This is a genomic window from Kitasatospora brasiliensis, assembly GCF_032654805.1.
Lineage (GTDB): Bacteria > Actinomycetota > Actinomycetes > Streptomycetales > Streptomycetaceae > Kitasatospora > Kitasatospora brasiliensis.
The window spans coordinates 843,447-867,167 of record NZ_JAUOOW010000001.1; the positions used below are offsets into that span (position 1 = coordinate 843,447).

The window sequence follows — 23,721 nt, forward strand, 5'->3', positions numbered from 1 at the left end:
GGCCGACAGCCGTCTGGACGGCCTCTGCGGGGTGTATCCAGATACACCCCGAACTGGGTGTTCAGGCCTAGAGCGCCGGGTGTCTCGGCCGGGCAGACTGACCCATCGACAGACCGGAACCGGGGCCCACGGGGGGCTCCCGGGCCGCGGTTCGAGGCCCCCTGGACGGGGGCTTCGGAAGGGAAAGGGGGCGCGTCATGAGCGCGGGAGTGCTGAGTGGGCTGACCCTACGGGTCGGCCGGGCCTGCGTGGACGGGGTGCGCGCCTGGTACGCGGTGACGCTGGCGGTGACGGGCTTCCTCGCGCTGCTGGCCGCGCCGGTCGCGCTGGCCGCCGCGCTGTTCGGTCCGGACGAGCCCCGGCCGGACTTCCACGCGGGCGGCCCGTTGATCCTGGCGGTGCCGATGGCACCGGTCGCCCTCTGGGCGCTCTGCTGGGCCACCGGGGGCGGCGGCCGAGCGGTCGGCGCCGCGCTGTTCGCCCCGGGCGCGATAGCGCTGATGGCGACGCACGTCTACGGCGGTGCCGCGCCCGGCGGCCGGTCCGTCTCGGTCGGGCTGGCACCCTCGCTGTTGTTGCTCGGGCTGTTCGGCGCACGCTGGATCGCGACGGAGAGCAGGCGGATCGTCGGCAAGTGGAGCGGGCGGCCGATCCCGGTGCCGCACCGCCGGGCACCCGGCGCCGGGCCCTGGCAACGGCTGCGGGCCGGCGGCTGGCTCACCGACCCGGCGACCTGGCGGGACTTCGCCTGGACACTGCTCACCGGCGGCGCCGTGCTGATCACCGCCGCGATCGTCCTGCTGGCCCCCGTCGCCCTCCAGGTCTTCGGCCGGAACGGACCGTTCTTCGCGCTGGGCGTCATCTACGCCCTGGGCCTGTGGATCGCCCCGCTGGCCGTCCTGTGGGCCGCCCCTCCGGTCCTGCGGATCCATGAGCGGGCCGCCCGGGCCTTGCTCGGGCCCTCCCGACGGGCCGAGCTCGCCCGCCAGGTCCACCACCTCGCGCGGACCAGGGCGGACACCATCGACGCCGGAGCGGCCGAGCTGCGCCGGATCGAGCGGGACCTGCACGACGGAGCGCAGGCCCGGCTGGTGGCACTGGGCATGCTGCTGACCGTGGCCGAGCAGCTGAAGGACGACCCGGACGCCATCGGACCACTGCTGGCCGAGGCCCGGCAGTCCTCGGTGAAGGCACTCGGCGAGCTGCGGGACCTGGTCCGCGGCATCCACCCGCCGGTGCTCGCCGACCGCGGCCTGGCAGACGCGGTGCAGGCGACGGCACTGGACCTGCCGCTGCCGGTCAGCTTCACCGGCAATCTGCCCGGCCGGGCGCCCGCGCCGGTGGAGTCGGCCGCCTACTTCGCGGTGACGGAGCTGCTGGCCAACGTGGTGAAGCACGCCGAGGCCTCGCACGTGTGGATCGAGATAGGGCACAGTGGCGGACTGCTGCGGATATCGGTCACCGACGACGGGCGCGGAGGCGCCGACCCGTCCCGGGGAACCGGCCTCAGCGGAACCGAACGCCGCCTGGCCGCCTTCGACGGGGTGCTCGCGATCAGCAGCCCGTCCGGTGGGCCGACCATCGTGAACCTGGAGATCCCTTGCGCGTTGTCATCGCCGAAGACCTCTTCCTCCTCCGGGACGGTCTGACCCGGTTGTTGGAGGCCAACGGCATGAAGGTCACCGCGGCGGTGGAGGACGGCGAGCAGCTGCTCGCCGCGGTGGCCGCGGACCGGCCGGACATCGCCGTGGTCGACGTCCGGCTCCCGCCGAGCTTCACCGACGAGGGGCTGCGGGCCGCCCTGGCGGCCCGTCAGGCCCACCCGGGCCTGCCCGTCCTGGTGCTGTCGCAGTTCGTGGAGCAGTTGTACGCGCGCGAGCTGCTGGCCGGCGGCACCGGCGGGATCGGCTACCTGCTCAAGGACCGGGTGATGGGCGGCACCCAGTTCATCGACGCCGTGCAGCGGGTCGCCCAGGGCGGCACCGTGATGGATCCGGAGGTGATCACCCGGCTGCTCACCCACAACTCCTCGGCCGGTCCGGTCTCCACCCTCTCCCCCCGTGAGCGGCAGGTGCTGGCGCTGATGGCGGAGGGGCGTTCCAACGCGGCGATCGCCCAGCAGCTGGTGATCACCGAGCGGGCCGTCGCCAAGCACACCGCGTCGATCTTCGTCCGGCTCGACCTCCAGCCCTCCGACGACGACAACCGCCGGGTCCTGGCCGTCCTGGCCTACCTCAACAACTCCTGAGCCGCCCCGGCCTCCCTCATCCACCTAGGAAACAGGAAAGGAGCCGCCACCGCGCGCACCGCCACCGGCCCGGTCCGCCCCCCTACCCACCCCGCCCTACCCACCCCGCCCCGCCCTGCCCTGCCCGGCCCCGGCAGCCCGGCCCCGGCAGCCCGGCCCCCTGCGAATGCCCCACCGCTGCACGGGGCTCGCCTACCGCCGAACGGGTCAATTAGGCTGAGGAGGTGCTCATCCTTGTTCGCCGCCGCCACGTGGACCTGCTCCGCGTGACGAGCATGTCCTGTCGACGCTCCGGCTGAACCCCGCGCCACCCACCCTCAACGGCGGCCCCGCCAGGCCGCCACCACCTCCCGGCTCCCGGAGCGCCCGCCGCACCAGGCGGCTGCTCCGGCCGTCCACGGTCGACCACCGGGACCAGTCGGGACGAGACCAGCGGATGTCACACATGACGCAGCAGCACACGCCCATATCCGGCATATCCGAGACGGGCCGCGGCTCCACCCCGGCGGACGCCCTCCCGGTGATCGACCTGTCGCTCGCCGACGGCAGCCCGGACGACCGCCGCCGACTGCACGACGAGCTCCGCGCCGCGGCCACCGGCGTCGGCTTCTTCCAGCTCGTCGGGCACGGCGTCACCCCGGAGGAGACGGCCGCCCTCACCCGGGCCATGCACGCCTTCTTCGCTCTCCCCGAGGCCGACCGCCTCGCCGTGAGCAACCTCAACTCCCCCCACTACCGGGGCTACACGCGCACCGGCGACGAGCGCACCGGCGGCAGCCAGGACTGGCGCGACCAACTGGACATCGGCGCCGAGCTGCCCCCGCACGTCCCCGGCGCGGGCGAGCCCCCGTACTGGTGGCTGGAGGGGCCCAACCAGTGGCCCACGGCGCTCCCCGAACTTCGCGGCGCCGCACTCGGCTGGATCGACCACCTCGGCGCGGTCGCCCGCCGCCTGCTGCACGAACTCCTCACCGCGATCGGCGCCCGCCCCGACTTCTACGACGAGGCCTTCGCGGGCCACCCCCACCTGCGCCTCAAGCTGGTCCGCTACCCCGGCACCGCCCCGACCGGCGCCGGCCAGGGCGTCGGCACCCACAAGGACTACGGCTTCATCACTCTGCTGCTCCAGGACACCGTCGGCGGCCTCCAGGTCGAACGCGCGGACGGCACCTTCCTGGACGTCCCCCCGCTCAGCGGCGCCTTCGTCGTCAACCTCGGTGAGCTGCTGGAGGTAGCCACGGACGGCTACCTCAAGGCCACCAACCACCGGGTGGTCAGCCCGCCCGGCGCCCGCGAACGCTTCTCCGTACCGTTCTTCTACAACCCCCGGCTCGACGCCCACATCGAGCCACTGGACTTCCCGCTCGCCCACCACGCCCCCGGTGCCACCGAGGACCCGGACAACCCGCTCTTCGCCGATTTCGGCCTCAACGAGTGGAAGGGCTACACCCGAGCCCACCCCGAAGTCACCCGCCGCCACCACACCACCCCCGCCTGACCCCACCACGGGCAGCCCCCGACGCCCCTGCCCGCCGCTGCCCCCGGCGGATCGCAGGGGCGTCGGCGCATACACGTGCGCCGACCCGGTCGCGCACCCGGCTCAGTGCCGACTTCGGCCCCCACGAGTGGAAGGCCTACACCCGAGCCCATCGGTGGACCCGGCGCACTCGCCACTGTCACACTGCTGGTGTCACAGCGGGAGTGTGCCAGTGTGGGAGGCGGCTACGGATGGGGGAGTTCGGCGAGGCGGGGGGCGAGGTGCGGCTGACGGTGGACGAGTTGGCGGCGCGGGCCGGGGTGACGGTGCGGACGGTGCGGTTCTACGGGACGAAGGGGCTGCTGCCGCCGCCGGAGCTGGGGCCGCGGCGGGTGGGGCTGTACGGGGAGGCGCACCTGGACCGGCTGGGGCTGATCGAGGAGTTGCAGCGGCAGGGGCTGACGCTGGCCGCGATCGAGCGCTACCTGGCGCGGCTGCCGGAGGACAGCACGCCGCTGGACCTGGCGATCCACCGGGCGCTGGTGGCGTCCTGGACGCCGGAGAGCCCGGAGCAGGCCACCAGGGCGCAGCTGGAGCGGCGGGCCGGACGGGGGCTGACGGAGGAGCAGGTCGAGCGGCTCGCCGCGATGGGCGCGCTGGAGCGGACATCGGATCCGGAGGTGTTCCGGGTGGATCCGGGGCTGCTGCCGCTGGGCGTGCGGATCCTGGACGTGCCGATCCCGCTGGAGACGCTGCTGGCCGCCCGCTCGGTGGTGCTGGAGCACAGCCGGGCGACGGCGCGGGAGTTGCAGCGGCTGTTCCGCGAGACGGTGTGGAAGCCGTACCGGGAGAGCGAGCCCGCGCCGGCGGAGCTGGCCCGGATGAAGGCGTTGACGGACCACATCCAGCCGATGGTGGCGCAGGCGCTGGTCACGGCCTTCCAGCGGTACCTGCGGGAGGAACTGGGCGAGGAGTTGCGCCAGGAGTACTGACGGGTCCCGAGCCCGGTGGGGCCGCACGCCGCACGGCCCCACCGGAACCCGAGCCGGAACCCGAGCCGAATCCTCGGGTCAGTCCGTGAAGGTCAGTCCGTGAAGGTCCGTCCCTCGGCCGCCACCCGCTCCAGAAGCGCCGGCGGCGCGAACCGCTCGCCGTACGCGGCGGCGAGTTCCCGGGCGCGGGCCAGGAAGCCGGCCGGGCCGCCCTCGTACCCGTTGATGTACTGGAACACGCCGCCCGTCCAGGCCGGGAAGCCGATGCCGAGGATCGAGCCCACGTTGGCGTCGGCGACCGAGGTCAGCACGCCCTCCTCCAGGCAGCGCACCGAGTCCAGCGCCTCGCTGAACAGCATCCGCTCCTTGAGGTCCTCGAACGGGACCTCGAACGGGACCTCGGAGGAAGCCGATGCCGAGGCCGATGAGCCGCCGAAGTGCTCCAGCAGCCCCGGCCAGATCCGCCCGCGCTTGCCGTCCTCGCCGTACTCGTAGAAGCCCGCGCCGCCGCTGCGGCCCGGGCGGCCGAACTCGTCGACCATCCGGTCCATCACCGTGTCCGCCGGGTGCGGGGTCCAGGTGCCGCCGGTGGCCTCCACCGAGCGCCGGTACTCGTCGCGGATCTTGCGCGGCAGGGTGAGGGTGAGCTCGTCCATCAGGGAGAGCACCTTGGCGGGGTAGCCGGCCTGGGCGGCGGCCTGCTCGATGCTGGCCGGGTGGATGCCCTCGCCGACCATGGCGACGCCCTCGTTGAGGAACTGGCCGATCACCCGCGAGGTGAAGAAGCCACGGGAGTCGTTGACCACGATCGGGGTCCGGTCGATCTGCCGGACCAGGTCGAAGGCGCGGGCCAGGGCCTCGTCACCGGTCCGCGGGCCGCGGATGATCTCGACCAGGCGCATCTTGTCGACCGGCGAGAAGAAGTGCAGCCCGATGAAGTCGTCCTGGCGCTCGACGCCTTCGGCGAGCAGGCCGATCGGCAGGGTGGAGGTGTTGGAGCAGAGCAGTGCGTCGGGGTCGACCACGCTCTCGATCTCCTGGAACACCTTGTGCTTGAGTTCGGTGTTCTCGAAGACCGCCTCGATCACCGCGTCGCAGCCGGCCAGGTCCGCGGCCTCGGCGGTGGTGGTGATCCGGGCGAGCAGTTCGTCGCGCTTGGCCTCGGTGGAGCGCCCGCGCGCGATGGCCTTGTTCAGCAGCCCCGCGGAGTAGGCCTTCCCGCGCTCGGCGGCCTCGACGCTGACGTCCTTGAGCACGACCTCGATGCCGGCCTTGGCGCAGGTGTACGCGATGCCCGCGCCCATCATCCCGGCGCCGAGCACCGCGACCTTGCGGACCAGCCGCTTCTCGACGCCCTTCGGGCGCCCGGCACCGGAGTTGACCGCCTGCATGTCGAAGAACAGCGCCTGGATCATGTTCTTGCTGGTCTGCCCGCAGGCCAGCTCGGTGAAGTAGCGGGCCTCGATCACCATCGCGGTGTCGACGTCCACCTGGGCGCTCTCCACGGCGGCGGCCAGCACGTTGCGCGGGGCCGGGTAGGGCGCGCCGTTGAGCTGCTTGCGCAGGTTGGCCGGGAAGGCGGGGAGGTTGGCCGCGAAGGCCGGGGTCGCCGGGGTGCCGCCGGGGATCTTGTACCCCTTGACGTCCCAGGGCTGGACGGCGGTCGGGTTGGCCTCGATCCAGGCGCGCGCCCGGGCGGTCAACTCCTCCGGCGTCCCGACCAGTTCGTGCACCAGTCCGTGCTCCAGCGCCTGCGCAGGGCGGTACTGGCGGCCCTGGATCAGGAACTTCAGCAGGGCGTCGGTGATGCCGAACAGCCGGACCGTACGGACCACTCCGCCGCCACCCGGCAGCAGGCCGAGGGTGACCTCCGGCAGGCCGATCCGGCTGGCGGGGGTGTCGAGCGCGATCCGGTGGTGGCAGGCGAGGGCGATCTCCAGGCCGCCGCCGAGCGCGCTGCCGTTGACGGCGGCGACGACCGGCTTGCCGAGGGTCTCCAGCTTGCGCAGCGCGCGCTTGATCCGCATCGACTTCTCGAAGACGGCCTCGGCGTCCTCGGGTCGGGCGGCGGAGAGCATCCGGAGGTCTCCCCCGGCGAAGAAGGTCTTCTTGGCGGAGGTGATCACCACGCCGCGCAGCGCGTCCGGGGCCTGCGCGGAGGCCAGGTCCGCCAGCCGGTCGACGACGGTCTCGAAGTCGGCGGTGAAGGCCTCGTTCATGGTGTTGACGGACTGGGTGGGGTCGTCGAGGACGAGGGTGACCACGCCGTCCTGGTCCTGCTCCCAGCGGATGGTGGTGGTGTCGCTCATCAGGTACTCCAGATCTGGGAGGGAGGGTCAGACGCGCTCGACGATGGTGGCGATGCCCATGCCGCCGCCCACGCAGAGGGTGATCAGGCCGTAGCGCAGGTCGCGCCGCTCCAGCTCGTCGACCACGGTGCCGAGCAGCATGGCCCCGGTGGCGCCGAGCGGGTGGCCGAGCGCGATGGCGCCGCCGTTGACGTTCACCTGGTCGTGGCGGAAGCCGAGTTCGCGGATGAAGCGGAGCGCGACCGCGGCGAACGCCTCGTTGATCTCGACCAGGTCGATGTCGGCGGCGGTGAGCCCGGCCTTGGCGAGCGCCTTGTGGGTGGCCGGGGCGGGGCCGGTGAGCATGATGGTCGGCTCGGAGCCGGAGACGGCGGCGGAGACGATCCGGGCGCGCGGGCGCAGCCCGTACCGCTCGCCGACCTCGCGGTTGCCGATGGCCACCAGCGCGGCGCCGTCGACGATGCCGGAGGAGTTGCCCGCGTGGTGGACGTGGTCGATGGCCTCGACCCAGTGGTACTTCTGGAGCGCGACGGCGTCGAAGCCGCCGGCCTCGCCGATGGCGGCGAAGGAGGGCTTGAGGCCGGCCAGGGTCTCGACGGTGGTGCCGGGGCGGATGAACTCGTCGCGCTCCAGCACGACCAGGCCGTTGCGGTCGCGCACCGGGACGACCGAGCGGTCGAACAGGCCGTCCGCCTGGGCCTTGGCGGCGCGGGCCTGGGATTCGGCGGCGAAGGCGTCCACGTCGGTGCGGGAGAAGCCCTCGATGGTGGCGATGAGGTCGGCGCCGATGCCCTGGGGAGCGAAGTTGGTCTCGTACGCGGTCATCGGGTCGGCGAACCAGGCGCCGCCGTCGGAGGCCATCTTCACCCGGGACATCGACTCCACGCCGCCGGCCAGGATCAGGTCCTCCCAGCCCGAACGGACCTTGGCGGCGGCCAGGTTGACGGCTTCCAGACCGGAGGCACAGAAGCGGTTCTCCTGGACGCCGGCGACGGTGTCCGGCAGGCCGGCCGCGACGGCGGCGATCCGGGCGATGTCGGAGCCCTGGTCGCCGACCGGGCTGACCACGCCGAGCACGATGTCGTCGATCGCGGCCGGGTCCAACTCGGGGTAGCGGTTGCGCAGTTCGTGGATCAGTCCGACGACCAGGTCGATCGGCTTGGTGCCGTGCAGCGAGCCGGAGGCCTTGCCCCGGCCGCGCGGGGTGCGGATCGCGTCGTAGACGTACGCTTCGGTGGTCACGGTGGGAACGCCTTTCAGCGGGATTTCAGGGGCAGTTGCGGAGGGAGCGCTCAGCCGAGGATCGAGCGGCCGACGATCTCCTTCATGATCTCGGTGGTGCCGCCGTAGATGGTCTGGATGCGACCGTCGGTGAATGCCCGGGCGACCGGGAACTCATTCATGTACCCGTATCCGCCGTGCAGTTGGAGGCACCGGTCGGCGGTGCGCTTCTGTAGTTCGGTGGCCCACCACTTGGCCATCGAGGCGTCGGCCGGGGTGAGCGCGTAGCGGTTGTGCTCGGTGATGCAGCGGTCCACGAAGGTCCGGGTGACGGCGCACTCGGTGGCCATTTCGGCGATCTCGAAGCGGACGTGCTGGAGCTTGGCGAGCGGACGGCCGAACGCCTCGCGCTGCTTGACGTAGTCGGTGGTGATCTCGACCAGGTACTCGGCGCCGGCGATCGCCGCGGCGGCGATGGTGAGCCGCTCCTGGGCGAGGTTCTGCATCAGGTGGACGAAGCCGCCGTTGAGCTCGCCGATCAGGTTCTCCTTCGGGACCCGGACGTCCCCGAAGAACAACTCCGCGGTGTCCTGGGCCTTCTGGCCGATCTTGTCGAGGTTGCGGCCGCGCTCGAAGCCGGGCGTGCCGCGCTCGACGGCCAGCAGGCTCAGCCCGTGCGCGCCGCCCTCGGGGGTGGTGCGGGCGACCACGACCACGAGGTCGGCGAGGATGCCGTTGGAGATGAAGGTCTTGGCGCCGTTGAGCAGGTAGTGGTCGCCCTGGTCGACCGCCTGGGTGCGGATGCCCTGGAGGTCGGATCCGGTGCCGGGTTCGGTCATCGCGATCGCGGTGATCAGCTCGCCCGAGCAGAAGCCGGGCAGCCAACGGCGCTTCTGCTCCTCGGTGGTGAGCGAGGTGAGGTACGGGCCGATGATGTCGTTGTGCAGGCCGATCGCCAGGCCGGAGGCGCCTGCCCGGGCGAACTCCTCGGCCAGCACGGCGGCGTAGCGGAAGTCGGGGGTGCCGCCACCGCCGTACTCCTCGGGGACGGCGAGGCCGAGCAGGCCCTGCCGGCCGGCCGCGAGCCAGACGGAGCGGTCGACGATGCCGGCCTTCTCCCAGCGGTCGTAGTGCGGCAGCACCTCCTTGGCCAGGAAGGCCCGCACGGTGGCCCGGAAATCGTCGTGCTGCTCGGTGAAGATCTCGCGCTGCAACGCTACTCTCCTTGCTCTGCCGTGGAGTTGGTGGATGGGGCGCCGGGCTCCAGAGAGGCGACGCCCCAGTCCCGGGCCACCTCGGCGGTGTCCGCGCCCGGCCGGGCCGGCGGGCGGCGCAGGGCGCCGGGGGTGGCGGAGAAGCGCGGGGCGGGGGCCGGCTGGGTGACGCCGTCCACCTCGACGTACGTTCCCCGCGCCAACAGGTGCTCATCCGTGGAGGCTTGACGCATCGTCAGCACTGGTTCCACGCAGGCGTCGGTGCCGGCGAACACGGCCTCCCACTCGGCCCTGGTCCGGGTGGCGAAGCGGGCGGCGATCAGGGCGTGCAGCTCGGGCCAGCGGGCGAGCTCGTACTGGCCGGGCGCGTCCGGGCCCAGCTCCAACAGCCGGGCGAACTCGGCGTAGAAGCGCGGCTCCAGCGCGCCGACGGCCAGGTGGCCGCCGTCGGACGCCCGGTACACCGCGTAGAACGGTGCGCCGCCGTCGAGCAGGTTGACGCCCCGGCGGTCCTGCCAGTGGCCGGCCGCGAGCAGGCCCCACAGCATGCTGGCGAGGTGCGCCGCACCGTCCACGATCGCGGCGTCGACGACCTGTCCGGCACCGGTGGTCCGGGCGTGGTGCAGCCCGGCGAGCAGGCCGACGACCAGGTAGAGCGAGCCGCCCGCGTAGTCGCCCAGCAGGTTCGCCGGGATGCCGGGAGGCTCCTCGGCCCCGCCCGGCGCCGCCACCATCCCCAGCACGCCGGCCACGGCCGCGTACCCGAGGTCGTGCCCGGCGGTCGCCGCCCGCGGCCCGTCCTGCCCCCAGCCGGTCATCCGCCCGTACACCAGCGCCGGGTTGCGCGCCAGGCACGCCTCGGGCCCGACCCCGAGCCGCTCCGCGACGCCCGGCCGGTAGCCCTCGATCAGCAGGTCCGCCCGCTCGACCAGGTCCAGCACCCTCCCCCGCCCCTCGGGGGACTTCAGGTCGATCAGCACCGAGCGCTTGTTGCGGTTGCTGAGGTCGTACGCCGGATCCGTCCCGAGCGGCGAGGGCTCCGGCCGGTCCACCCGCACGACGTCCGCCCCGAGGTCGCCCAACAGCATCGCCGCGAACGGCCCCGGCCCGATCCCGGCGAGCTCCACCACCCGCACCCCCACCAACGGCCCCCTGGCCTCCGGCGCCCTGCTCGCGTCACGCACTGGCTGCTGAACCCTTCCCTGGGGTTTGACAGTAAAGCTGTAACACTCGGGATGATAGGCAAGCGACCCGCCGGTAACAAGACCTCCACACCAGCGCCGAACCGCCGATTCCCCCTTGACCGAACCTCGGTGAACCCGACGACTCCCCGCGCATCCGGTGCCACGGAGGGTGGGTCCGTGTGCTGACGGAGGCTCCCTGTACGGTCGTCATGTAGCGGAGGGGGAACAGCCGCTCTGCACAGTGGGGAGGAATGCACACAATGAGCACCCAAGGGTTCATCACGGGCCCGGTCGCCCCGGCCCCGGCGCCGATACCCGAAACCGCCGCGACGCCGCCCTACGCCGGGCTCGTCCTGGCGAGCGCCGGAAGCTCGGCCGCGTCCTCACCCGGCTCGGGGACCACCCAGCTCGACACCCCGTACGAGCTCGCCGCCTCCGCCGGGATGGCCCGTCAGATCGCCACCGACCTCGACAGCGCCAACGGCAAGGCCGGCGCCGGCGCGCACAGCCTCACCGAGTACGCGAGCACCGCGTCGACCAAGCTCCGCGGCTTCTCCTTCGGCGGCGCCCTCACCAGCAGCACCGAGCGGTGGATGCAGCAGTGCAAGGCGCTGCACGACAAGCTGGGCAGCGCCGCCGAAAACCTCGACAAGACCCAGCAGAACTACCACGCCAACGAATCCCGGACCGCCGCCGATCTCTGCGCGGTCCGGTAGCGGGGGAGGGAAACAGACAGATGGTGTCCTTCAAGGAACTGCACGAGGCCGACTTCTCCGGGATCAACGACGCCGCCGAGGCGTGGTCCGGCGTCGCCAAGGCCCTCACCTCCCTGGACGGTCGAGTCGCCAAGGACCTCACCAGCACGGCGCAGCGCGCCGGTTGGAAGGGTACGGCCGCCGACGAGGCGACCAAATCCCTTCAGGGCATGGACAGCGACTTCAAGCAGGCCTCGGCCGTCGCCACCGCCCTCGCCGCGATCATGAAGACCGCCGCCGAGGACTTCGCCGCCGCCCGCCGCGACCTCGACACGGCGATCCACGACGCGCAGACCGACAACATGACCGTCTCCGCGGACGGTGCGGTCAACTGGACCCTGCCGAAGGAGGCGCAGAACGACACCGACCGCGACGTGGTGGCGAAGGAGCAGAAGGCCAAGGCCGAGGCCATCGCGGCCCGCTTGACCAAGGCCGTCGAGAAGGCCACTTCGGCGGACCAGCGAGCAACCGTCGCCCTCCAGGGCGACATCGGCACCAGCACCACGTCCTTCAACCCCGCCCCGTACGGCGGCGGCCCGGTCGCGGACGCCAACCGGGCCAAGGACCTGATGTCCAAGGGCGGCAGCCTCACCGACGACCAGCTCAACCAGTTGCAGGCCCTCATGGCCGCCAACGCGGAGAACAAGGACTTCTCCACCACCCTGCTCAACGGCCTCAACTACGGCGGCAAGACCGGTCCGGACGCCCTGCTGGAGTACAGCAAGGTCTACGACGGCCTCGCGCACGGCAACCACAACGCCAAGGGCTACCAGGACGTCTACGGCAACCTGTCCGTCGTGCTGGCCACCGCCACCCGCGACGGCGGGATGGGGAAGGCTTGGGAGGACGGCCTGCTCGCGGCCGCACACCGCCCCGGCGCGTCCGCGGCCGGGTACAACGACAACTACCCCGCGCTGACGAAGCTGATGGGCGCCAAGGGCGTGTTCGACAAGTCGTTCCTCCTCAAGGTGGGCAACGACCTGGTCGGCTACGAGCGCAACAGCAAGGTCAAGGGTGAGGAGCTCTGGGGCCCGGACTGGAGCGCCATCAGGGGCCAGACGGACCCGGTGGGCGGCCTGATGACCGCGCTGAGCCGCAACCCGGACGCGTCGAAGGACTTCTTCGACCCGGGGAAGGGCAAGAACCTGGACTACATGCTGCACGATCGGAAGTGGCCCAACCAGGGCTACGAGCAGAACCAGACGGGCGACCTGGTCCGCGACACCTCACGCGCGGCGTTCGGCGACGCCTTGGAAGCCGCCACGACCGGCCGGGACCCGCACGGCAACCAGCCGCCGGTCCGCCCGCACGACAAGGTCATGTCGCAGATCATGGACGAAACCATGAAGTCGTTCGCCGGCACCGGCCAGGGCGACAAGACGTCCCTTCCGGCCGGACTCCGGCGGCCGATGGCCGACATGATCGCCGACTACGCGGCCGACATGCACGAGATCCTCGGCAAGGAGCACCTGCACGGGCCCTCCGAACCCGACGGGCTCACCGTCTCCAAGGACCAGCTCCTGCGACTCATCCGAGGTGCCACCGAGGACCCGGCTTCCTTCGCCGTCATCCAGCACGCCGAGACCCAGGAGATCGCCCGGCGCCTGGACGCACTCGACTACGACGCCATGAAGCCCGATGCGACGGGCCACACGAAGCCCGAACTGGAGTCCCTGATCCACAACTCGGCCAACAGTCTCGGCGCACTCGATGCGGTGTACGCCGACTCCGCGGTCGACCACGCGGACAGCGACAAGTCGGCCAAGGACTGGCAGGCGAAGATGAACTACCACCTTCTCGGTACACCCGCGAACCTGCTTCCGGGTGTGGGCGACATCGCTCAGCGCTACGTCGACATCGGGACCGCCACGTACGCCGATGCCGCGAAGGCGGAGATCGATACCAAACTCAAGGACAACTTGAGCTCCCACTTCTCAGCCGGACGCCAGCAGTTGGACGCGATGATCGAGCAGAAGATGGTCGTCTCGGGATACGACGGCAAGTCCTTGGACCGCGATGGCAGCGTCCCGCGACAAGCCCAACAGCAGGCAGGGATCGCCTACAACTCCGGCATCGACAACACCTATCGCACCGTGTTCGGAAGGTCGTGAACTCGTGGGAACGCCGAACGGGACCGGGAGTCCCCGCGACTGCGCGGGGCTGACCGACAAGGCCGACGCGGCACTCGACCGGCGGGGGTTCACCACCCGGGGGCTGCGGTCGCGGGCAGCCGCGGTGGTGCTGGCGCTCTCGCTCGTTCCGGTCGGGGCGGCGGGGTTCGCGGCCTACCGGCTGACGAACCTCGGCGGGCCGGACAGCCTGTGCGACGGGGCCGTCACGGCGGATCAGGTGCACGATCTCCTGGGGGGCGGGCGGGTCGAGGACAGCAAGGAGCCGCGCTACTCGATGACGGAGGACTACAGCGGGAACAGCTGCTCCGTCCGGGTCCGTTCCGGCCTGTTCGACACTTCCGAGAAGCACGTACAGGTCACGATCGCCCGGAACGCTGACGACGGCCCGGGCACGTTGGCCGCGTCGAACGCCCGGCTGTTCTCCGGTGACTCGGCCGGTTCGGTGACCCCGAACCTCGCGTGGGCCGTACTCCCCGAGGGGTGCCAGAAGGGCGTGCGCATCGAGGTCCGCACCAGCGAGGCCGGCGCTGACGAGGCGAGGGCCCGTCTGGCCGTGGCCTTCGCCAATGGTGTGGCCAAGGCGCGCTCGTGCGGGGACCGGGCGCTCACGGCTCCGAAGGAGCTGTCGGCGAAGGCTGCGGAGACGGCTCCTGACTGGGCCAACCTCTGCGGACTACCCGGGTTCGCACCCGCGAGGAACCCCGAGGCCCAGTGGCGCGAGGCACAGCAGGTGACGACCGGCTCCGCCCCGATCTGGTCCTGCACGATCGGCGGGGATCCGAAGTATGACAGCCGGTCGAAGGTCTTCTCGATCACCACCGACCCACGGGTCACCGCCCTGACCCAGAAGGACGGCAAGGAGCCGCCCGGCCCCGGGCGGGCCCGTTGGGTGGCCGGCGGGACCCTCGTCGTCGCTTGTCAGGGCAAGGACGTCTTCTTCACCCTCGCGGGCGACACCGGAAGGCCTTCCTTGTTCCCTGACCAGGAGGACCTCGTGCGCCAGTTCCTCACCGCGGGCGGCAAAGCGATCGGCTGCGAGCCGATCCTGTAGCGGGCGGGGAACGGGCGGGGAACGGGCGGGGAACGGGCGGGCGGAAATGGGCGAGCGGGCGTCGCGGGTAATGGTCTATCGTGCGATGGAACCATTACGCGATTCCCGGGGAGCGCCATGACCACCATCACCGACCCGACCGCCCGCACGATCGTCGCCGTCTCCGAGCGGCTGGTGCTGACGCAGCCTCAGGATAGCGATCTGGAGGCGATGTTCGCGATCCACGGGGATCCGGAGACCAACCGGTACAACCCGGACGGGCCGCAGCGGGAGATCGCCGAGGCGCGGGAGATGCTGGACGGGTTCGTCGCCGACTGGGTGCGGGACGGGGTGGGGTACTGCGCGGTCGCCACCCGGGAGGAGCCGGGGGTGGCCATCGGGTTCGCCGGGCTGTATCTGCACACCCTGGACGGGGAGCCGGTGTTCAACCTGTACTACCGGTTCCGGCCGTCCGCCTGGGGCCGGGGGTACGCGGCGGAGGCGGCCCGAGCGGCGATGGCCGAGGCGTTGCCGCGCTTCCCGGGCATCCCGGTGATCGCGCTGATCCACGCCGACAACCTGCCCTCGCGGCGGTTGGCCGGGCGGCTGGGGCTGGTCGCCGACCCGGACGGGCGGACGGACGAGGAGGACCGGCTGATCCACCGGATGGTCTGAGCCGTGGGTCCCCCGCCGGGGGGAGGGGGATCGCCCCCTCGGCGGAGGACTCGGGGCGGGGCCCGGCGGAAGGCTGGGGGCATGAGGATCGACGAGCGCGCGGTACGGGCCGGGGCGGCGTGGACGGCGGTGGCGGCGACGGTGCCGTACCTGACGCTGAAGACGCTGTGGTTGACGGGGCATCCGGTGGGGACGGACGATCCCGCCGCGATGGACCGGCTGTGGCTGGTGAACCTGCTGACCGTCGGCATGGACGCGATCGCCGTGGCGCTGGCGCTGGCGTTCGTCCGGCCGTGGGGTCGGCGGGCGCCGGCCGGGCTGGTGGCGTTCCCGATGTGGGTGGCGACCGGGTTGCTCGGCACGATCCTGGTCGCGCTGCCGCCGTACCTGCTGAGCCTGCTCCTGCTCGGGCCGGAGAGCGGGAGCGGCGACCCGGACGACCAGGGCCCCGGGGACTGGGTCTTCCTCCTGGTGTACGGCGGCTTCGCCGTCCAGGGCGTCGCGCTGCTGACCGCCTTCGCGCTGTACGCCCGCCGCCGCTGGGCCGGGCTGCTGCGGGAGCGGATCGGCGACCTGCCGGACTCCCCCACCCTCAGCGTGCAGCGCGTCCTCGCCTGTGTGGCCGGGCTGCTCGCCGCGGGCGTCGCGGCGGCCCGGGCGTACTGGGCGCTCGGCGGCACCGCCGGACTGCCGCAGGCCATGGTGGAGGACCGCAACCGGGGCATGGCGGTGATGGACGGGGTGGCCGCGGTGATGGCGGTGGCGGCGGTGGCGGCGCTGCTGGTCCTCGTCTTCCGGGTCCGGCCGGAGCGCCGGCTGCTCCGGCCGCTGCTGGTGGTCTGGACGGCGGCCGGCTCGCTGTTCGGTTGGGGCGGCTGGCAGTTGGTGGCCCTCGGGGTCTCGACGACCCGGGTGACCGAGCTGCGGATGGCCGTGCCCGGACTGCTGCCGCTGGTGGAGGCCGCCCAGGTGGTGGCCGCGGTGCTGGTCCTGGCGGTCGGGGCGGTGGCGCTGACCGAATGGGGCGCCCGCCGGCGCGCCGCTGCCGTAGAGTCGCACGAATGATCGCGGGGGCGGGCGAGCGGGCCGCGGGCGAGCGGGCCGTGGACGAGCGGGCGGCAGACAAGTCGGCGGCGGGCGGCAGACTACGGCGTACGGTCGGGGCGGCGGTCGGGCGGCGGGCCCGGCTGCGCTGGGTGCACCTGGTGCTGGGCGGCGCGCTGCTGATGCCGTACTGGATGCTGTCCATGGTGCTGCTCGGAGCGCTCAACCCGAACCAGTCGCCGGCCCGCCAACTGCTGCTGTACGTCCTGTCGTTGTTCACCTCGCTGCCGATGGCGGCGATCACCGCGCTGGTGCCGACCGTCCGGGGCCTGGAGGGCGCGGCGGCGCGGGCGCTGTGCGCGGCGGCCCGGCCGGAGGAGCTGGCCACCGGGCCGGCCCGCTCCTGGGCGGCCCGGTGGCGCACCGCGCTCTGGTACGTGCTGCACGTGCTGTTCGGCGGGGTGGTCGCCGGGATGACACTGACCGGCACCCCCGTCGCGGTGGTGCTGTTCCTGAGCTTCGAAGGCACCGACGAGTTCGTCCGGGCGTGGCGGCGGCACTTCCCCGACTTCCTGGCCGCCGGTCCCATCCTCGGCCTCGGCCTGCTGCTGCTGATCGTCGGCACCAACGCCGCCTGCGGCGCGCTGCTCGCCCGCTGGGCGCCCGCCCTGCTCGGCCCGACCCCGGAGGAGCGGGTGGCCGCCGCCGAGCGCCGGGCCACCGTGCTCGCCCAGCGCAACCGGCTGGCCCGCGAGCTGCACGACTCGGTCGGGCACGCGCTCAGCGCGGTCGGCATCCAGGCCGCGGCCGCCGCCCGGGTGCTGCGCAGCAACCCCGACTTCGCCGCCGAGGCCCTCGAAGCGATCGAGGAGACCGCCCGGGCGGCCGTCACCGAACTGGACACCGTGCTCGGGCTGTTGCGCGAGGAGGACCCGGAGGTCGCCGAACCGGCCGGGCCCACCCTCGCCGGGCTGGACGACCTGCTGCGCCAGCTCGGCCGCGCCGGGGTCGCGGTGGACGCCGACCTGGCGCCCGGACTGGCCGCACTGCCGACGGCCGTCTCCCGGGAGGCGTACCGGATCGTGCAGGAGGGCCTGACCAATGTGCTGCGCCACGCCGGGCCCGCCCCGGCCGGGCTGCGGGTCGCGCTGGCCGACGGCCGGCTCGACATCGAGCTGACCAGCCCGCTGGGCACCTCGCGCCCGAGTCGCCCCGGCGGAGGGCGCGGGCTGCGCGGCATCGCGGAGCGGGCGGCCGTCCTGTGCGGCGGCAGCACGGCGGGGCCCGGCGAGGACGGAACGACGTGGCGGCTGGCCGTCTGGCTGCCGGTGGGAGGAACGACGTGAACGACGTGAACGACGTGAACGACGTGAACGGCACGAACAGCATGGACCCGAACGACGCGACGGGTACGGGATCCGACAGCATCCGGGTGGTGATCGCGGACGACGAACGGCTGGTCCGCCTGGGCCTGCGGGTGGTGATCGACAGCGAACCGGACCTCACCGTGGTCGGCGAGGCCGCCGACGGCGCCGAGGTCGTCCCGCTGGTGCGCGAGCTGCGCCCCGACGTGGTGCTGATGGACGTCCGGATGCCCGGCATCGACGGCATCCGGGCCACCGAGACGCTGGTCAACGGGATGACCCCGCCGCCGCGCATCCTGGTGGTCACCACCTTCGAGCACGACGACCACGTGTACGACGCGCTGCGCGCCGGCGCCACCGGGTTCCTGCTGAAGCGGGCGCGGGCGGAGGAGATGGTGCAGGCGGTGCGGCTGGTCGCGCGCGGGGACTCGCTGCTCTTCCCGGCGGCCGTCCGCGACCTCGCGCTGCGCCACGGCGCGGACCGGCGGCGGGAGGCCGACGCGGCGGACCGGGACCGGGGGCCGTTCGGGCGGCTGACCGAGCGGGAGGGACAGGTGCTGCGACTGATGGCCACCGGGCTCAACAACGGCGAGATCGCACGGCAGCTGGTGGTGAGCCAGGAGACGGTGAAGACCCATGTCGGCAGCGTGCTGGGCAAGTTGGGCGCGCGGGACCGCACCCAGGCGGTCATCGCCGCGTACGAGTCGGGCTTCGTGCTGCCGGGCTGACGTCCGTTCAGGTCCGCCACGGTGGCACCGGGCCGCCGCGCCCGCCGAACGCGGGTTCCATCCGATCGACACCAGCGAGTAGAGTGCAGCCTTCCCCCCTGACGCCCGATACATCCCGTATCGCCTGAAACGAACTGGTGGCCGCATGACAGTCCGGACCCGACCCGCGCTGTGGTGGCGCATGGGAATCGTGCTCTCGGCGGGCCTCGGCCTGAGCCTCGGCACCGCGCCGCTGGTGTACTTCACCGTCCAGAGCAATGTGGTCGTGTTCGGCTACTTCATCGGCGCCGTGTACTGGATGCTCAAGCGCGACACCGTGGACGCGCCCGCGCCCCGGCTGCGCGGCGCCGCCACGCTGTACATCCTGATCACCGGACTGGTCTCGCACATCCTGCTCGAACACGGCGCCAACCCGCTGCCCGGACTGGTCGACGGGCCGGACAAGCTGGCGCACTGGTCGTCGTTCTTCCTGCACTACGTGACGCCGGTGATGGTGATCGTCGACTGGCTGGTGCTCAAGCCGCGCAACGCCTCGGCCTGGAAGGACATACCGCTCTGGCTGGCCTTCCCGCTCGGCTACGCGGCGATCGTGCTCACCCGCAACGCGCTGTTCGACAACTACCCGATGCCCTACCCGTACTTCTTCTTCGACCCGACCACCAAGGGCTACGGCTACGTCTGGGGCCAGATCGCCCTGCTGACCGTCGAGTTCGTGGTGCTCGCCGCACTCGTCGTCGGGCTGGACCGGCTCGGGACGCGGGTCGCGGGCAGGCTGCGACCGGCACAGCAGGCGTAGCACCCGGACGTCCACGGCGACGCCCGACGGACGTCCATGCGCGGCGGCCGGCCTCAGATCCGCCGGCCTCAGATCCGCCAGGCGCGGATCCGGTCGGCCGCCGCGTACACGTCCGCCCGGCCCTCGGCTATGTCGCGGGCCAGCTCGACCAGCGCCCCGTAGGGCGGGTCGAGCCCCTCCCCGGCCGCGTGCATGTACGCGGCCGTCGTCATGCAGGCGTACAGGTTGTTGCGCACCGGCAGCGGGCGCAGCAGCACGATGGTGTGCATCAGGGTGGCCGCGCACCAGGACGGGTCCGCGTCGTGGCCGAGTTGCGCGGTGTTCACCCGGTGCCGGGCGACGGCGGCTTGCAGCGCCGAGTAGTCCCGCACGCTGAGGTCCTCCGGGGAGGCCAGCTCCTGGACGTCGAGCAGCCAGCGCAGGTCGACGCGGAGCAGTGACGCTCCCCCGTTCCTCACCGCGCCGCTCCCCCGCCCCTCACCGCGCCGCTCACGCGGCGGGCGCGTCCTCGGGGAACGCGGCGTCGAACTCGGCCCGGTGCGACTTCCAGAAGGCCACCGCGTGGTCCACGAAGACCCGCCGCTGCTGCTCCCGCACGCTGAGGTCGTGGACGTACGCCTTCACGGTCTTGCCGTCCGCTGCGGCGGCCTCGCGGATCGCGGCGAGCTCGTGCTCCGTGTACTCGATGTTGAGCGCAGGCATGTCGCCGATGGTACTGGAGCGAACGGGAGTTGGGGGCGCGACCGGTGGATTTTCACCCGCACCGAGACGGTTCGCCGTCGCGCCCGGGGAGGATTCGGCGGGCTCCGGATGGGCCCGGAGGAGGAAGCCACGGCGACTCACCGGATGACGCCCGGGCGGCGGGGCCGGCCCTAGCGTCGTACGGGAGCGGTGGCGGAGGGGTTCCGCGGGGGAGACCGGGGTTCGGCGGAGGCCGGAAATGACACGCAAGAGCACGCGCGGGAGCGCACGCACGAACGCGCAGGAGAGCGCACGTATGAACGCGCACGGGAACGCGCGCACGAACACGCGCGGCAGCGCCCGCAGGAACGCCGGCAGGGTGGCGGCCGCGACGGTGGCGCTCGCGACGGCGGTGGGCCTGGCGGCGCCGGGGGCGGCCGCGGCGCCGAGGGGGCCGCTGGAGGGGATCTGGCGGACGGAGGGCTACGGCCTGCTGATCGCGGTCGACGGGGACCATGTCACCACCTACGACGTGACCGGGCACAGCTGCGTGCCCGGCTGGATCACCGGGACGCGGTCCGGCCCGCCCGGCCCGGACGGCACCATCCGCTACGCCGTGGGCAACCTCGCCCTGACGCTCACCCCCAAGGGCCGCGACCGGGCCGTCGAACGCGAGGAGGGCGGGGTCGGCACCAAGTCGCTCAGCCGGCTGGACGCCCTGCCGCCGTTGTGCGCCACGCCGGCCCCGAACGACCCGCTCGCGGTCTTCGACCGGTTCTGGGAGAACTTCGAGGAGAACTACCCCTTCTTCGCCGCCAAGGGCATCGACTGGCACGCCGTCCGGGACGAGAAGCGGCGCACGATCACCCCGGCGACGACCGTCGACCAGTTGCAGGCCGTCTTCACGGACATGCTCCGCCCGCTCGGCGACGCCCACACCGGACTGGCCCGGGTGGTCGACGGGCAGCCCAAGGCCGTCTTCGACGGGCAGCGGCCCGGGACGACAGTGCAGACCGATGAGCTGACCGCGCGGGCCCGGCAGGCCGCGGCCGCCCAGCTCACCGGCCCTGAGCAGCTCTTCGCCGGCGACCGGCTCGGCGTGGGCCGGCTCCCGGGCGGCATCGGCTACCTCCGGGTGAGCAGCTTCTCTGACTACACCGACGGCGACTTCCCGAGCCAGGCCGACGAACTGGACCGGGCGCTGGACGCCGTGCTGGCCGGCCCGAACCGGCCCACCGGCCTGGTCGTCGACGTGCGGCTGAACGGCGGTGGCTCGGACTCGCTCGCGCTCCGGATCGCCGCCCGGCTCACCGACCGCCCGTACGTCGCCTATCGGAAGGTCGCGCGCAACGACCCGGCCGACCCGACGAAGTTCACCCGGCCCGAGCCGATCACCGTACGGCCCTCGGCGGGCGCGCGCTTCACCGGCCCGGTGGCGGTGCTCACCTCCTCCATCTCCACCAGCGCCGCGGAGACCTTCACCCAGGCCATGATGGGCCGCTCCCCGCACGTGCTCCGGGTCGGCGAGAACACCCAGGGTGTCTTCTCCGACATCCTGATCAAGACGCTCTCGCCGGACTTCCTGGTCGTCCTGCCGAACGAGAAGTACCTCGCCCGGGACGGCGGCACCTTCGACGGACCGGGCATCCCGCCGGACGTGCGCACCCCGGTGTTCACCCCCGCCGAGCTGGCCGGGCTCAAGGACTCGGCCCTGAGCACAGCCCGCCGGATGCTCGCCCGGAACGCCCAGAACGCCCAGAACGCCCAGGGCGACCAGAACGTCCGGGGCCGCGAGCAGTAGCCGCTACATCGGCTCCACCGCCCGCAGTTCGCCGTCCAGCTCCAGCCACCGGGTGAGGCCCAGCCCGCGCAGGAACGGCAGGTCGTGGCTGGCCACGATCAGCGCGCCTTGGTACGCGGCCAGCGCCTGGGTGAGCTGGCGGACGCTGGCGAGGTCCAGGTTGTTGGTCGGCTCGTCGAGCAGCAGCAGCTGCGGCGGCGGGTCGGCCAGCAGCAGGGCGGCCAGCGTCGCCCGGAACCGCTCGCCACCGGAGAGCGTGGCGGCGGGCTGGTCGGCCCGGGCGCCGCGGAACAGGAAGCGGGCGAGCCGGGCACGGACGGCGTTGTCCCCGGCGGCGGGGGCGAACAGCTTGACGTTCTCCGCCACGGAGCGCTCGTCGTCCAGCAGGTCGAGCCGCTGCGGGAGGTGCCGCAGCGGCACCGGGGTGATGACCTCTCCTTCCAGCGGGGCGAGTTCGCCCGCGATGGTGCGCAGCAGGGTCGTCTTGCCGGCGCCGTTGCGGCCGACCAGGGCGATCCGCTCGGGTCCGCGCAGATCGAGGTGGGCGGTGGTGCCGTGGGGCAGCCGGACCTTGTCCAGGGTGAGCACGGTACGGCCGGCCGGGACGGCGGTGCGCGGCAGGTCGATCCGGATCTCGGCGTCGTCGCGCACCGCCTCCTCGGCCGCGTTGAGCCGCGCCTTGGCCTCCTCCAGCCGCTCGGTGTGCATGCCCTGGAGCCGGCCGGCCGTCTCCTGGCCCTTGCGTTTGAGCATGCCGGCGAAGATGTGCGGGTCGTTGCGGGTGACGGAGCGCTTCTTCCCGTACGCGGCACTGCGATCCAGCCGGCTGCGGGCCTCGACCAAGTCCCGCTTCTGGCGCTGGACGTCGGCCTCGGCGTTGCGCAGCAGCCGCTCGGCCGTCTCCTGCTGGGCGGCGAGGGTGCGCTCGTAATCGTCGAAGTTGCCGCCGTACCAGGTGACTTCGCCGTCGCGGAGGTCGGCGATCTGGTCGACGTGCCGGAGCAGTTCGCGGTCGTGGCTGACGATCACCAGCACGCCCGTCCAGCCGGCCACCGTCTCGTAGAGCCGCTCGCGGGCGGCCCGGTCGAGGTTGTTGGTGGGCTCGTCGAGCAGCAGGACGTCGGGGCGGGCCATCAGCAGGGCGGCCAGCCGCAGCAACACCGCCTCGCCGCCGGAGAGTTCGCCGGTGGTGCGGTCGAGACCGAGGCGGTGCAGGCCGAGCCGGTCGAGGGTGGCGCGGGCACGCTCCTCGACGTCCCAGTCGTCGCCGACCGCGTCGAAGTGGTGCTGGCCGGTGTCGCCGGACTCGATGGCGTGCAGCGCCTCGCGGGTGGCCCGGATGCCGAGGGCTTCGTCCACCCGCAGCGTGGTGTCGAGCGTCAAGCCCTGTGGCAGGTAGCCGAGTTCGCCGCCGATCCGGACGGTGCCGCCGGTCGGGGTGAGCTCCCCGGCGATCAGCCGCATCAGGGTGGACTTGCCCGCGCCGTTGAGCCCGATCAGGCCGGTGCGGCCGGGGCCGACGGCGAGGTGGAAGCCGTCCAGGACGGACTTGCCGTCGGGCCACTCGAACGACAGCTCGGTGCAGAGGACGGCGGTGGTGGTGGGTTGGTGTGCCATACAGGCCTCCCGGGGTGGTTGCCGAAGGGGTGGTGAGCAACACGGGAGACACCGCGGGTGCGGAACCGGAGACGGCCGGAAGGAGGTGAAGGGGTGGTGGCGTCACGCAGAGGAGCGCCACGGGCCGTGACTGAGGTCGCACACTCGCACACCGCGCGACGGCAGCAGTGCCTGCGCGGCGGGGGCGGTGTCCCGGGACCTCAGTAGAGCAACGGCCTTCTCCTTGTCTGGCTGATGACCCGGACCACGCTAGGCACTCGACACGACCCCCGCAACCGAATTATTCGGCGAAGACCCCGCAGGCCCCCACACGCGGGCCCCACACACAGGCCCCCACACGCGGGCCCCACACAGGCCCCCACAGCCCCGCGGCAAAGGCCCGGTGCCGATCCCGTGCCGATCCGGTGACAGGCCCGCACCGGTCGGGGGCGGGTGCCGGGAGTGTCCGCGCCG

At 72.6% G+C, this 23,721-nt stretch carries 20 protein-coding genes; 13 read left to right on the forward strand and 7 right to left on the reverse strand.

Features of this window, described 5'->3' with window-relative positions; all coding sequences use genetic code 11:
* The first annotated feature begins 197 nt into the window (after nucleotides 1-197).
* The 4 genes from QWJ13_RS03830 (at nucleotide 198) to QWJ13_RS03845 (ending at nucleotide 4,717) form a co-directional block, all read left to right on the forward strand.
* Complete coding sequence (locus QWJ13_RS03830) at nucleotides 198-1,649, forward strand: sensor histidine kinase (RefSeq protein WP_316520469.1); 1,452 nt, start codon at nucleotides 198-200, stop codon at nucleotides 1,647-1,649.
* Nucleotides 1,601-2,248, forward strand: coding sequence for a response regulator (locus tag QWJ13_RS03835; RefSeq protein ID WP_316520470.1), 648 nt, complete (start codon nucleotides 1,601-1,603; stop codon nucleotides 2,246-2,248). Before QWJ13_RS03830 ends, QWJ13_RS03835 begins: the two co-directional genes overlap by 49 nt.
* Before the next feature lie 445 nt (nucleotides 2,249-2,693).
* Nucleotides 2,694-3,746: an isopenicillin N synthase family dioxygenase gene (locus QWJ13_RS03840; protein ID WP_316520471.1), complete on the forward strand. Its 1,053-nt coding sequence runs from the start codon at nucleotides 2,694-2,696 to the stop codon at nucleotides 3,744-3,746.
* Between the two features lie 230 nt (nucleotides 3,747-3,976).
* Entirely contained in the window at nucleotides 3,977-4,717 is a 741-nt protein-coding gene (locus tag QWJ13_RS03845; protein WP_316520472.1) for a MerR family transcriptional regulator, read from the forward strand.
* Nucleotides 4,718-4,809: 92 nt separating this feature from the next.
* Here QWJ13_RS03845 and QWJ13_RS03850 read toward each other — a convergent pair whose 3' ends face one another.
* From QWJ13_RS03850 to QWJ13_RS03865, 4 genes are read right to left on the reverse strand one after another with little or no spacing between them, the layout of a single operon-like run.
* Nucleotides 4,810-7,026: a 3-hydroxyacyl-CoA dehydrogenase NAD-binding domain-containing protein gene (locus QWJ13_RS03850; protein WP_316520473.1), complete on the reverse strand. Its 2,217-nt coding sequence runs from the start codon at nucleotides 7,024-7,026 to the stop codon at nucleotides 4,810-4,812.
* A gap of 27 nt (nucleotides 7,027-7,053) precedes the next feature.
* Nucleotides 7,054-8,268 (reverse strand): acetyl-CoA C-acetyltransferase, encoded by a 1,215-nt coding sequence (locus tag QWJ13_RS03855; RefSeq protein WP_316520474.1) that lies wholly within the window; start codon nucleotides 8,266-8,268, stop codon nucleotides 7,054-7,056.
* A 50-nt stretch (nucleotides 8,269-8,318) separates the two neighbouring features.
* Nucleotides 8,319-9,461: an acyl-CoA dehydrogenase family protein gene (locus QWJ13_RS03860; protein ID WP_316520475.1), complete on the reverse strand. Its 1,143-nt coding sequence runs from the start codon at nucleotides 9,459-9,461 to the stop codon at nucleotides 8,319-8,321.
* A gap of 2 nt (nucleotides 9,462-9,463) precedes the next feature.
* Nucleotides 9,464-10,645 carry a CaiB/BaiF CoA transferase family protein gene (locus QWJ13_RS03865; RefSeq protein ID WP_316520476.1) on the reverse strand — a complete coding sequence of 394 codons (1,182 nt, stop codon included), beginning with the start codon at nucleotides 10,643-10,645 and terminating at the stop codon, nucleotides 9,464-9,466.
* A gap of 260 nt (nucleotides 10,646-10,905) precedes the next feature.
* On the opposite strand from QWJ13_RS03865, the gene QWJ13_RS03870 reads away from it, so the two are divergent.
* From QWJ13_RS03870 to QWJ13_RS03905, 8 genes are all read left to right on the forward strand, one after another.
* Nucleotides 10,906-11,361, forward strand: coding sequence for a hypothetical protein (locus tag QWJ13_RS03870; RefSeq protein WP_316520478.1), 456 nt, complete (start codon nucleotides 10,906-10,908; stop codon nucleotides 11,359-11,361).
* Nucleotides 11,362-11,381: 20 nt separating this feature from the next.
* Complete coding sequence (locus tag QWJ13_RS03875) at nucleotides 11,382-13,511, forward strand: hypothetical protein (RefSeq protein WP_316520479.1); 2,130 nt, start codon at nucleotides 11,382-11,384, stop codon at nucleotides 13,509-13,511.
* 4 nt (nucleotides 13,512-13,515) lie between these two features.
* Nucleotides 13,516-14,583 carry a hypothetical protein gene (locus QWJ13_RS03880; RefSeq protein ID WP_316520480.1) on the forward strand — a complete coding sequence of 356 codons (1,068 nt, stop codon included), beginning with the start codon at nucleotides 13,516-13,518 and terminating at the stop codon, nucleotides 14,581-14,583.
* 117 nt (nucleotides 14,584-14,700) lie between these two features.
* Entirely contained in the window at nucleotides 14,701-15,237 is a 537-nt protein-coding gene (locus QWJ13_RS03885) for a GNAT family N-acetyltransferase (protein WP_316520481.1), read from the forward strand.
* 81 nt (nucleotides 15,238-15,318) lie between these two features.
* Nucleotides 15,319-16,302, forward strand: coding sequence for a hypothetical protein (locus QWJ13_RS03890; RefSeq protein WP_316520482.1), 984 nt, complete (start codon nucleotides 15,319-15,321; stop codon nucleotides 16,300-16,302).
* A complete protein-coding gene (locus tag QWJ13_RS03895; RefSeq protein ID WP_316520484.1) occupies nucleotides 16,299-17,627 on the forward strand; it encodes a sensor histidine kinase in 1,329 nt (442 codons plus the stop codon). Before QWJ13_RS03890 ends, QWJ13_RS03895 begins: the two co-directional genes overlap by 4 nt.
* Before the next feature lie 41 nt (nucleotides 17,628-17,668).
* Entirely contained in the window at nucleotides 17,669-18,373 is a 705-nt protein-coding gene (locus QWJ13_RS03900) for a response regulator transcription factor (RefSeq protein WP_316521639.1), read from the forward strand.
* Between the two features lie 145 nt (nucleotides 18,374-18,518).
* Nucleotides 18,519-19,169, forward strand: a complete 651-nt coding sequence (locus tag QWJ13_RS03905; RefSeq protein ID WP_316520485.1) for a Pr6Pr family membrane protein — start codon at nucleotides 18,519-18,521, stop codon at nucleotides 19,167-19,169.
* 68 nt (nucleotides 19,170-19,237) lie between these two features.
* Here QWJ13_RS03905 and QWJ13_RS03910 read toward each other — a convergent pair whose 3' ends face one another.
* Both QWJ13_RS03910 and QWJ13_RS03915 read right to left on the reverse strand, forming a co-directional pair.
* A complete protein-coding gene (locus QWJ13_RS03910; protein ID WP_316520486.1) occupies nucleotides 19,238-19,627 on the reverse strand; it encodes a toxin Doc in 390 nt (129 codons plus the stop codon).
* Between the two features lie 31 nt (nucleotides 19,628-19,658).
* On the reverse strand, nucleotides 19,659-19,871 hold the full coding sequence (locus tag QWJ13_RS03915; protein WP_316520489.1) for a hypothetical protein: 213 nt from the start codon (nucleotides 19,869-19,871) through the stop codon (nucleotides 19,659-19,661).
* 295 nt (nucleotides 19,872-20,166) lie between these two features.
* On the opposite strand from QWJ13_RS03915, the gene QWJ13_RS03920 reads away from it, so the two are divergent.
* Entirely contained in the window at nucleotides 20,167-21,651 is a 1,485-nt protein-coding gene (locus tag QWJ13_RS03920; RefSeq protein WP_316520491.1) for a S41 family peptidase, read from the forward strand.
* Between the two features lie 3 nt (nucleotides 21,652-21,654).
* On the opposite strand, the gene QWJ13_RS03925 is transcribed toward QWJ13_RS03920, so the two are convergent.
* Nucleotides 21,655-23,268 carry an ABC-F family ATP-binding cassette domain-containing protein gene (locus tag QWJ13_RS03925; RefSeq protein ID WP_316520492.1) on the reverse strand — a complete coding sequence of 538 codons (1,614 nt, stop codon included), beginning with the start codon at nucleotides 23,266-23,268 and terminating at the stop codon, nucleotides 21,655-21,657.
* Between the last annotated feature and the right edge of the window lie 453 nt (nucleotides 23,269-23,721).

Excerpts from the sequence above, each read along its gene's own strand:
- QWJ13_RS03830 (WP_316520469.1), top strand. The coding sequence starts at position 198 with ATGAGCGCGGGAGTGCTGAGTGGGCTGACCCTACGGGTCGGCCGGGCC.
- QWJ13_RS03840 (WP_316520471.1), top strand. The coding sequence starts at position 2,694 with ATGACGCAGCAGCACACGCCCATATCCGGCATATCCGAGACGGGCCGC.
- QWJ13_RS03845 (WP_316520472.1), top strand. The coding sequence starts at position 3,977 with ATGGGGGAGTTCGGCGAGGCGGGGGGCGAGGTGCGGCTGACGGTGGAC.
- QWJ13_RS03850 (WP_316520473.1), bottom strand. The coding sequence starts at position 7,026 with ATGAGCGACACCACCACCATCCGCTGGGAGCAGGACCAGGACGGCGTG.
- QWJ13_RS03870 (WP_316520478.1), top strand. The coding sequence starts at position 10,906 with ATGAGCACCCAAGGGTTCATCACGGGCCCGGTCGCCCCGGCCCCGGCG.
- QWJ13_RS03875 (WP_316520479.1), top strand. The coding sequence starts at position 11,382 with ATGGTGTCCTTCAAGGAACTGCACGAGGCCGACTTCTCCGGGATCAAC.
- QWJ13_RS03885 (WP_316520481.1), top strand. The coding sequence starts at position 14,701 with ATGACCACCATCACCGACCCGACCGCCCGCACGATCGTCGCCGTCTCC.
- QWJ13_RS03890 (WP_316520482.1), top strand. The coding sequence starts at position 15,319 with ATGAGGATCGACGAGCGCGCGGTACGGGCCGGGGCGGCGTGGACGGCG.
- QWJ13_RS03895 (WP_316520484.1), top strand. The coding sequence starts at position 16,299 with ATGATCGCGGGGGCGGGCGAGCGGGCCGCGGGCGAGCGGGCCGTGGAC.
- QWJ13_RS03900 (WP_316521639.1), top strand. The coding sequence starts at position 17,669 with ATGGACCCGAACGACGCGACGGGTACGGGATCCGACAGCATCCGGGTG.
- QWJ13_RS03905 (WP_316520485.1), top strand. The coding sequence starts at position 18,519 with ATGACAGTCCGGACCCGACCCGCGCTGTGGTGGCGCATGGGAATCGTG.
- QWJ13_RS03915 (WP_316520489.1), bottom strand. The coding sequence starts at position 19,871 with ATGCCTGCGCTCAACATCGAGTACACGGAGCACGAGCTCGCCGCGATC.
- QWJ13_RS03920 (WP_316520491.1), top strand. The coding sequence starts at position 20,167 with ATGAACGCGCACGGGAACGCGCGCACGAACACGCGCGGCAGCGCCCGC.
- QWJ13_RS03925 (WP_316520492.1), bottom strand. The coding sequence starts at position 23,268 with ATGGCACACCAACCCACCACCACCGCCGTCCTCTGCACCGAGCTGTCG.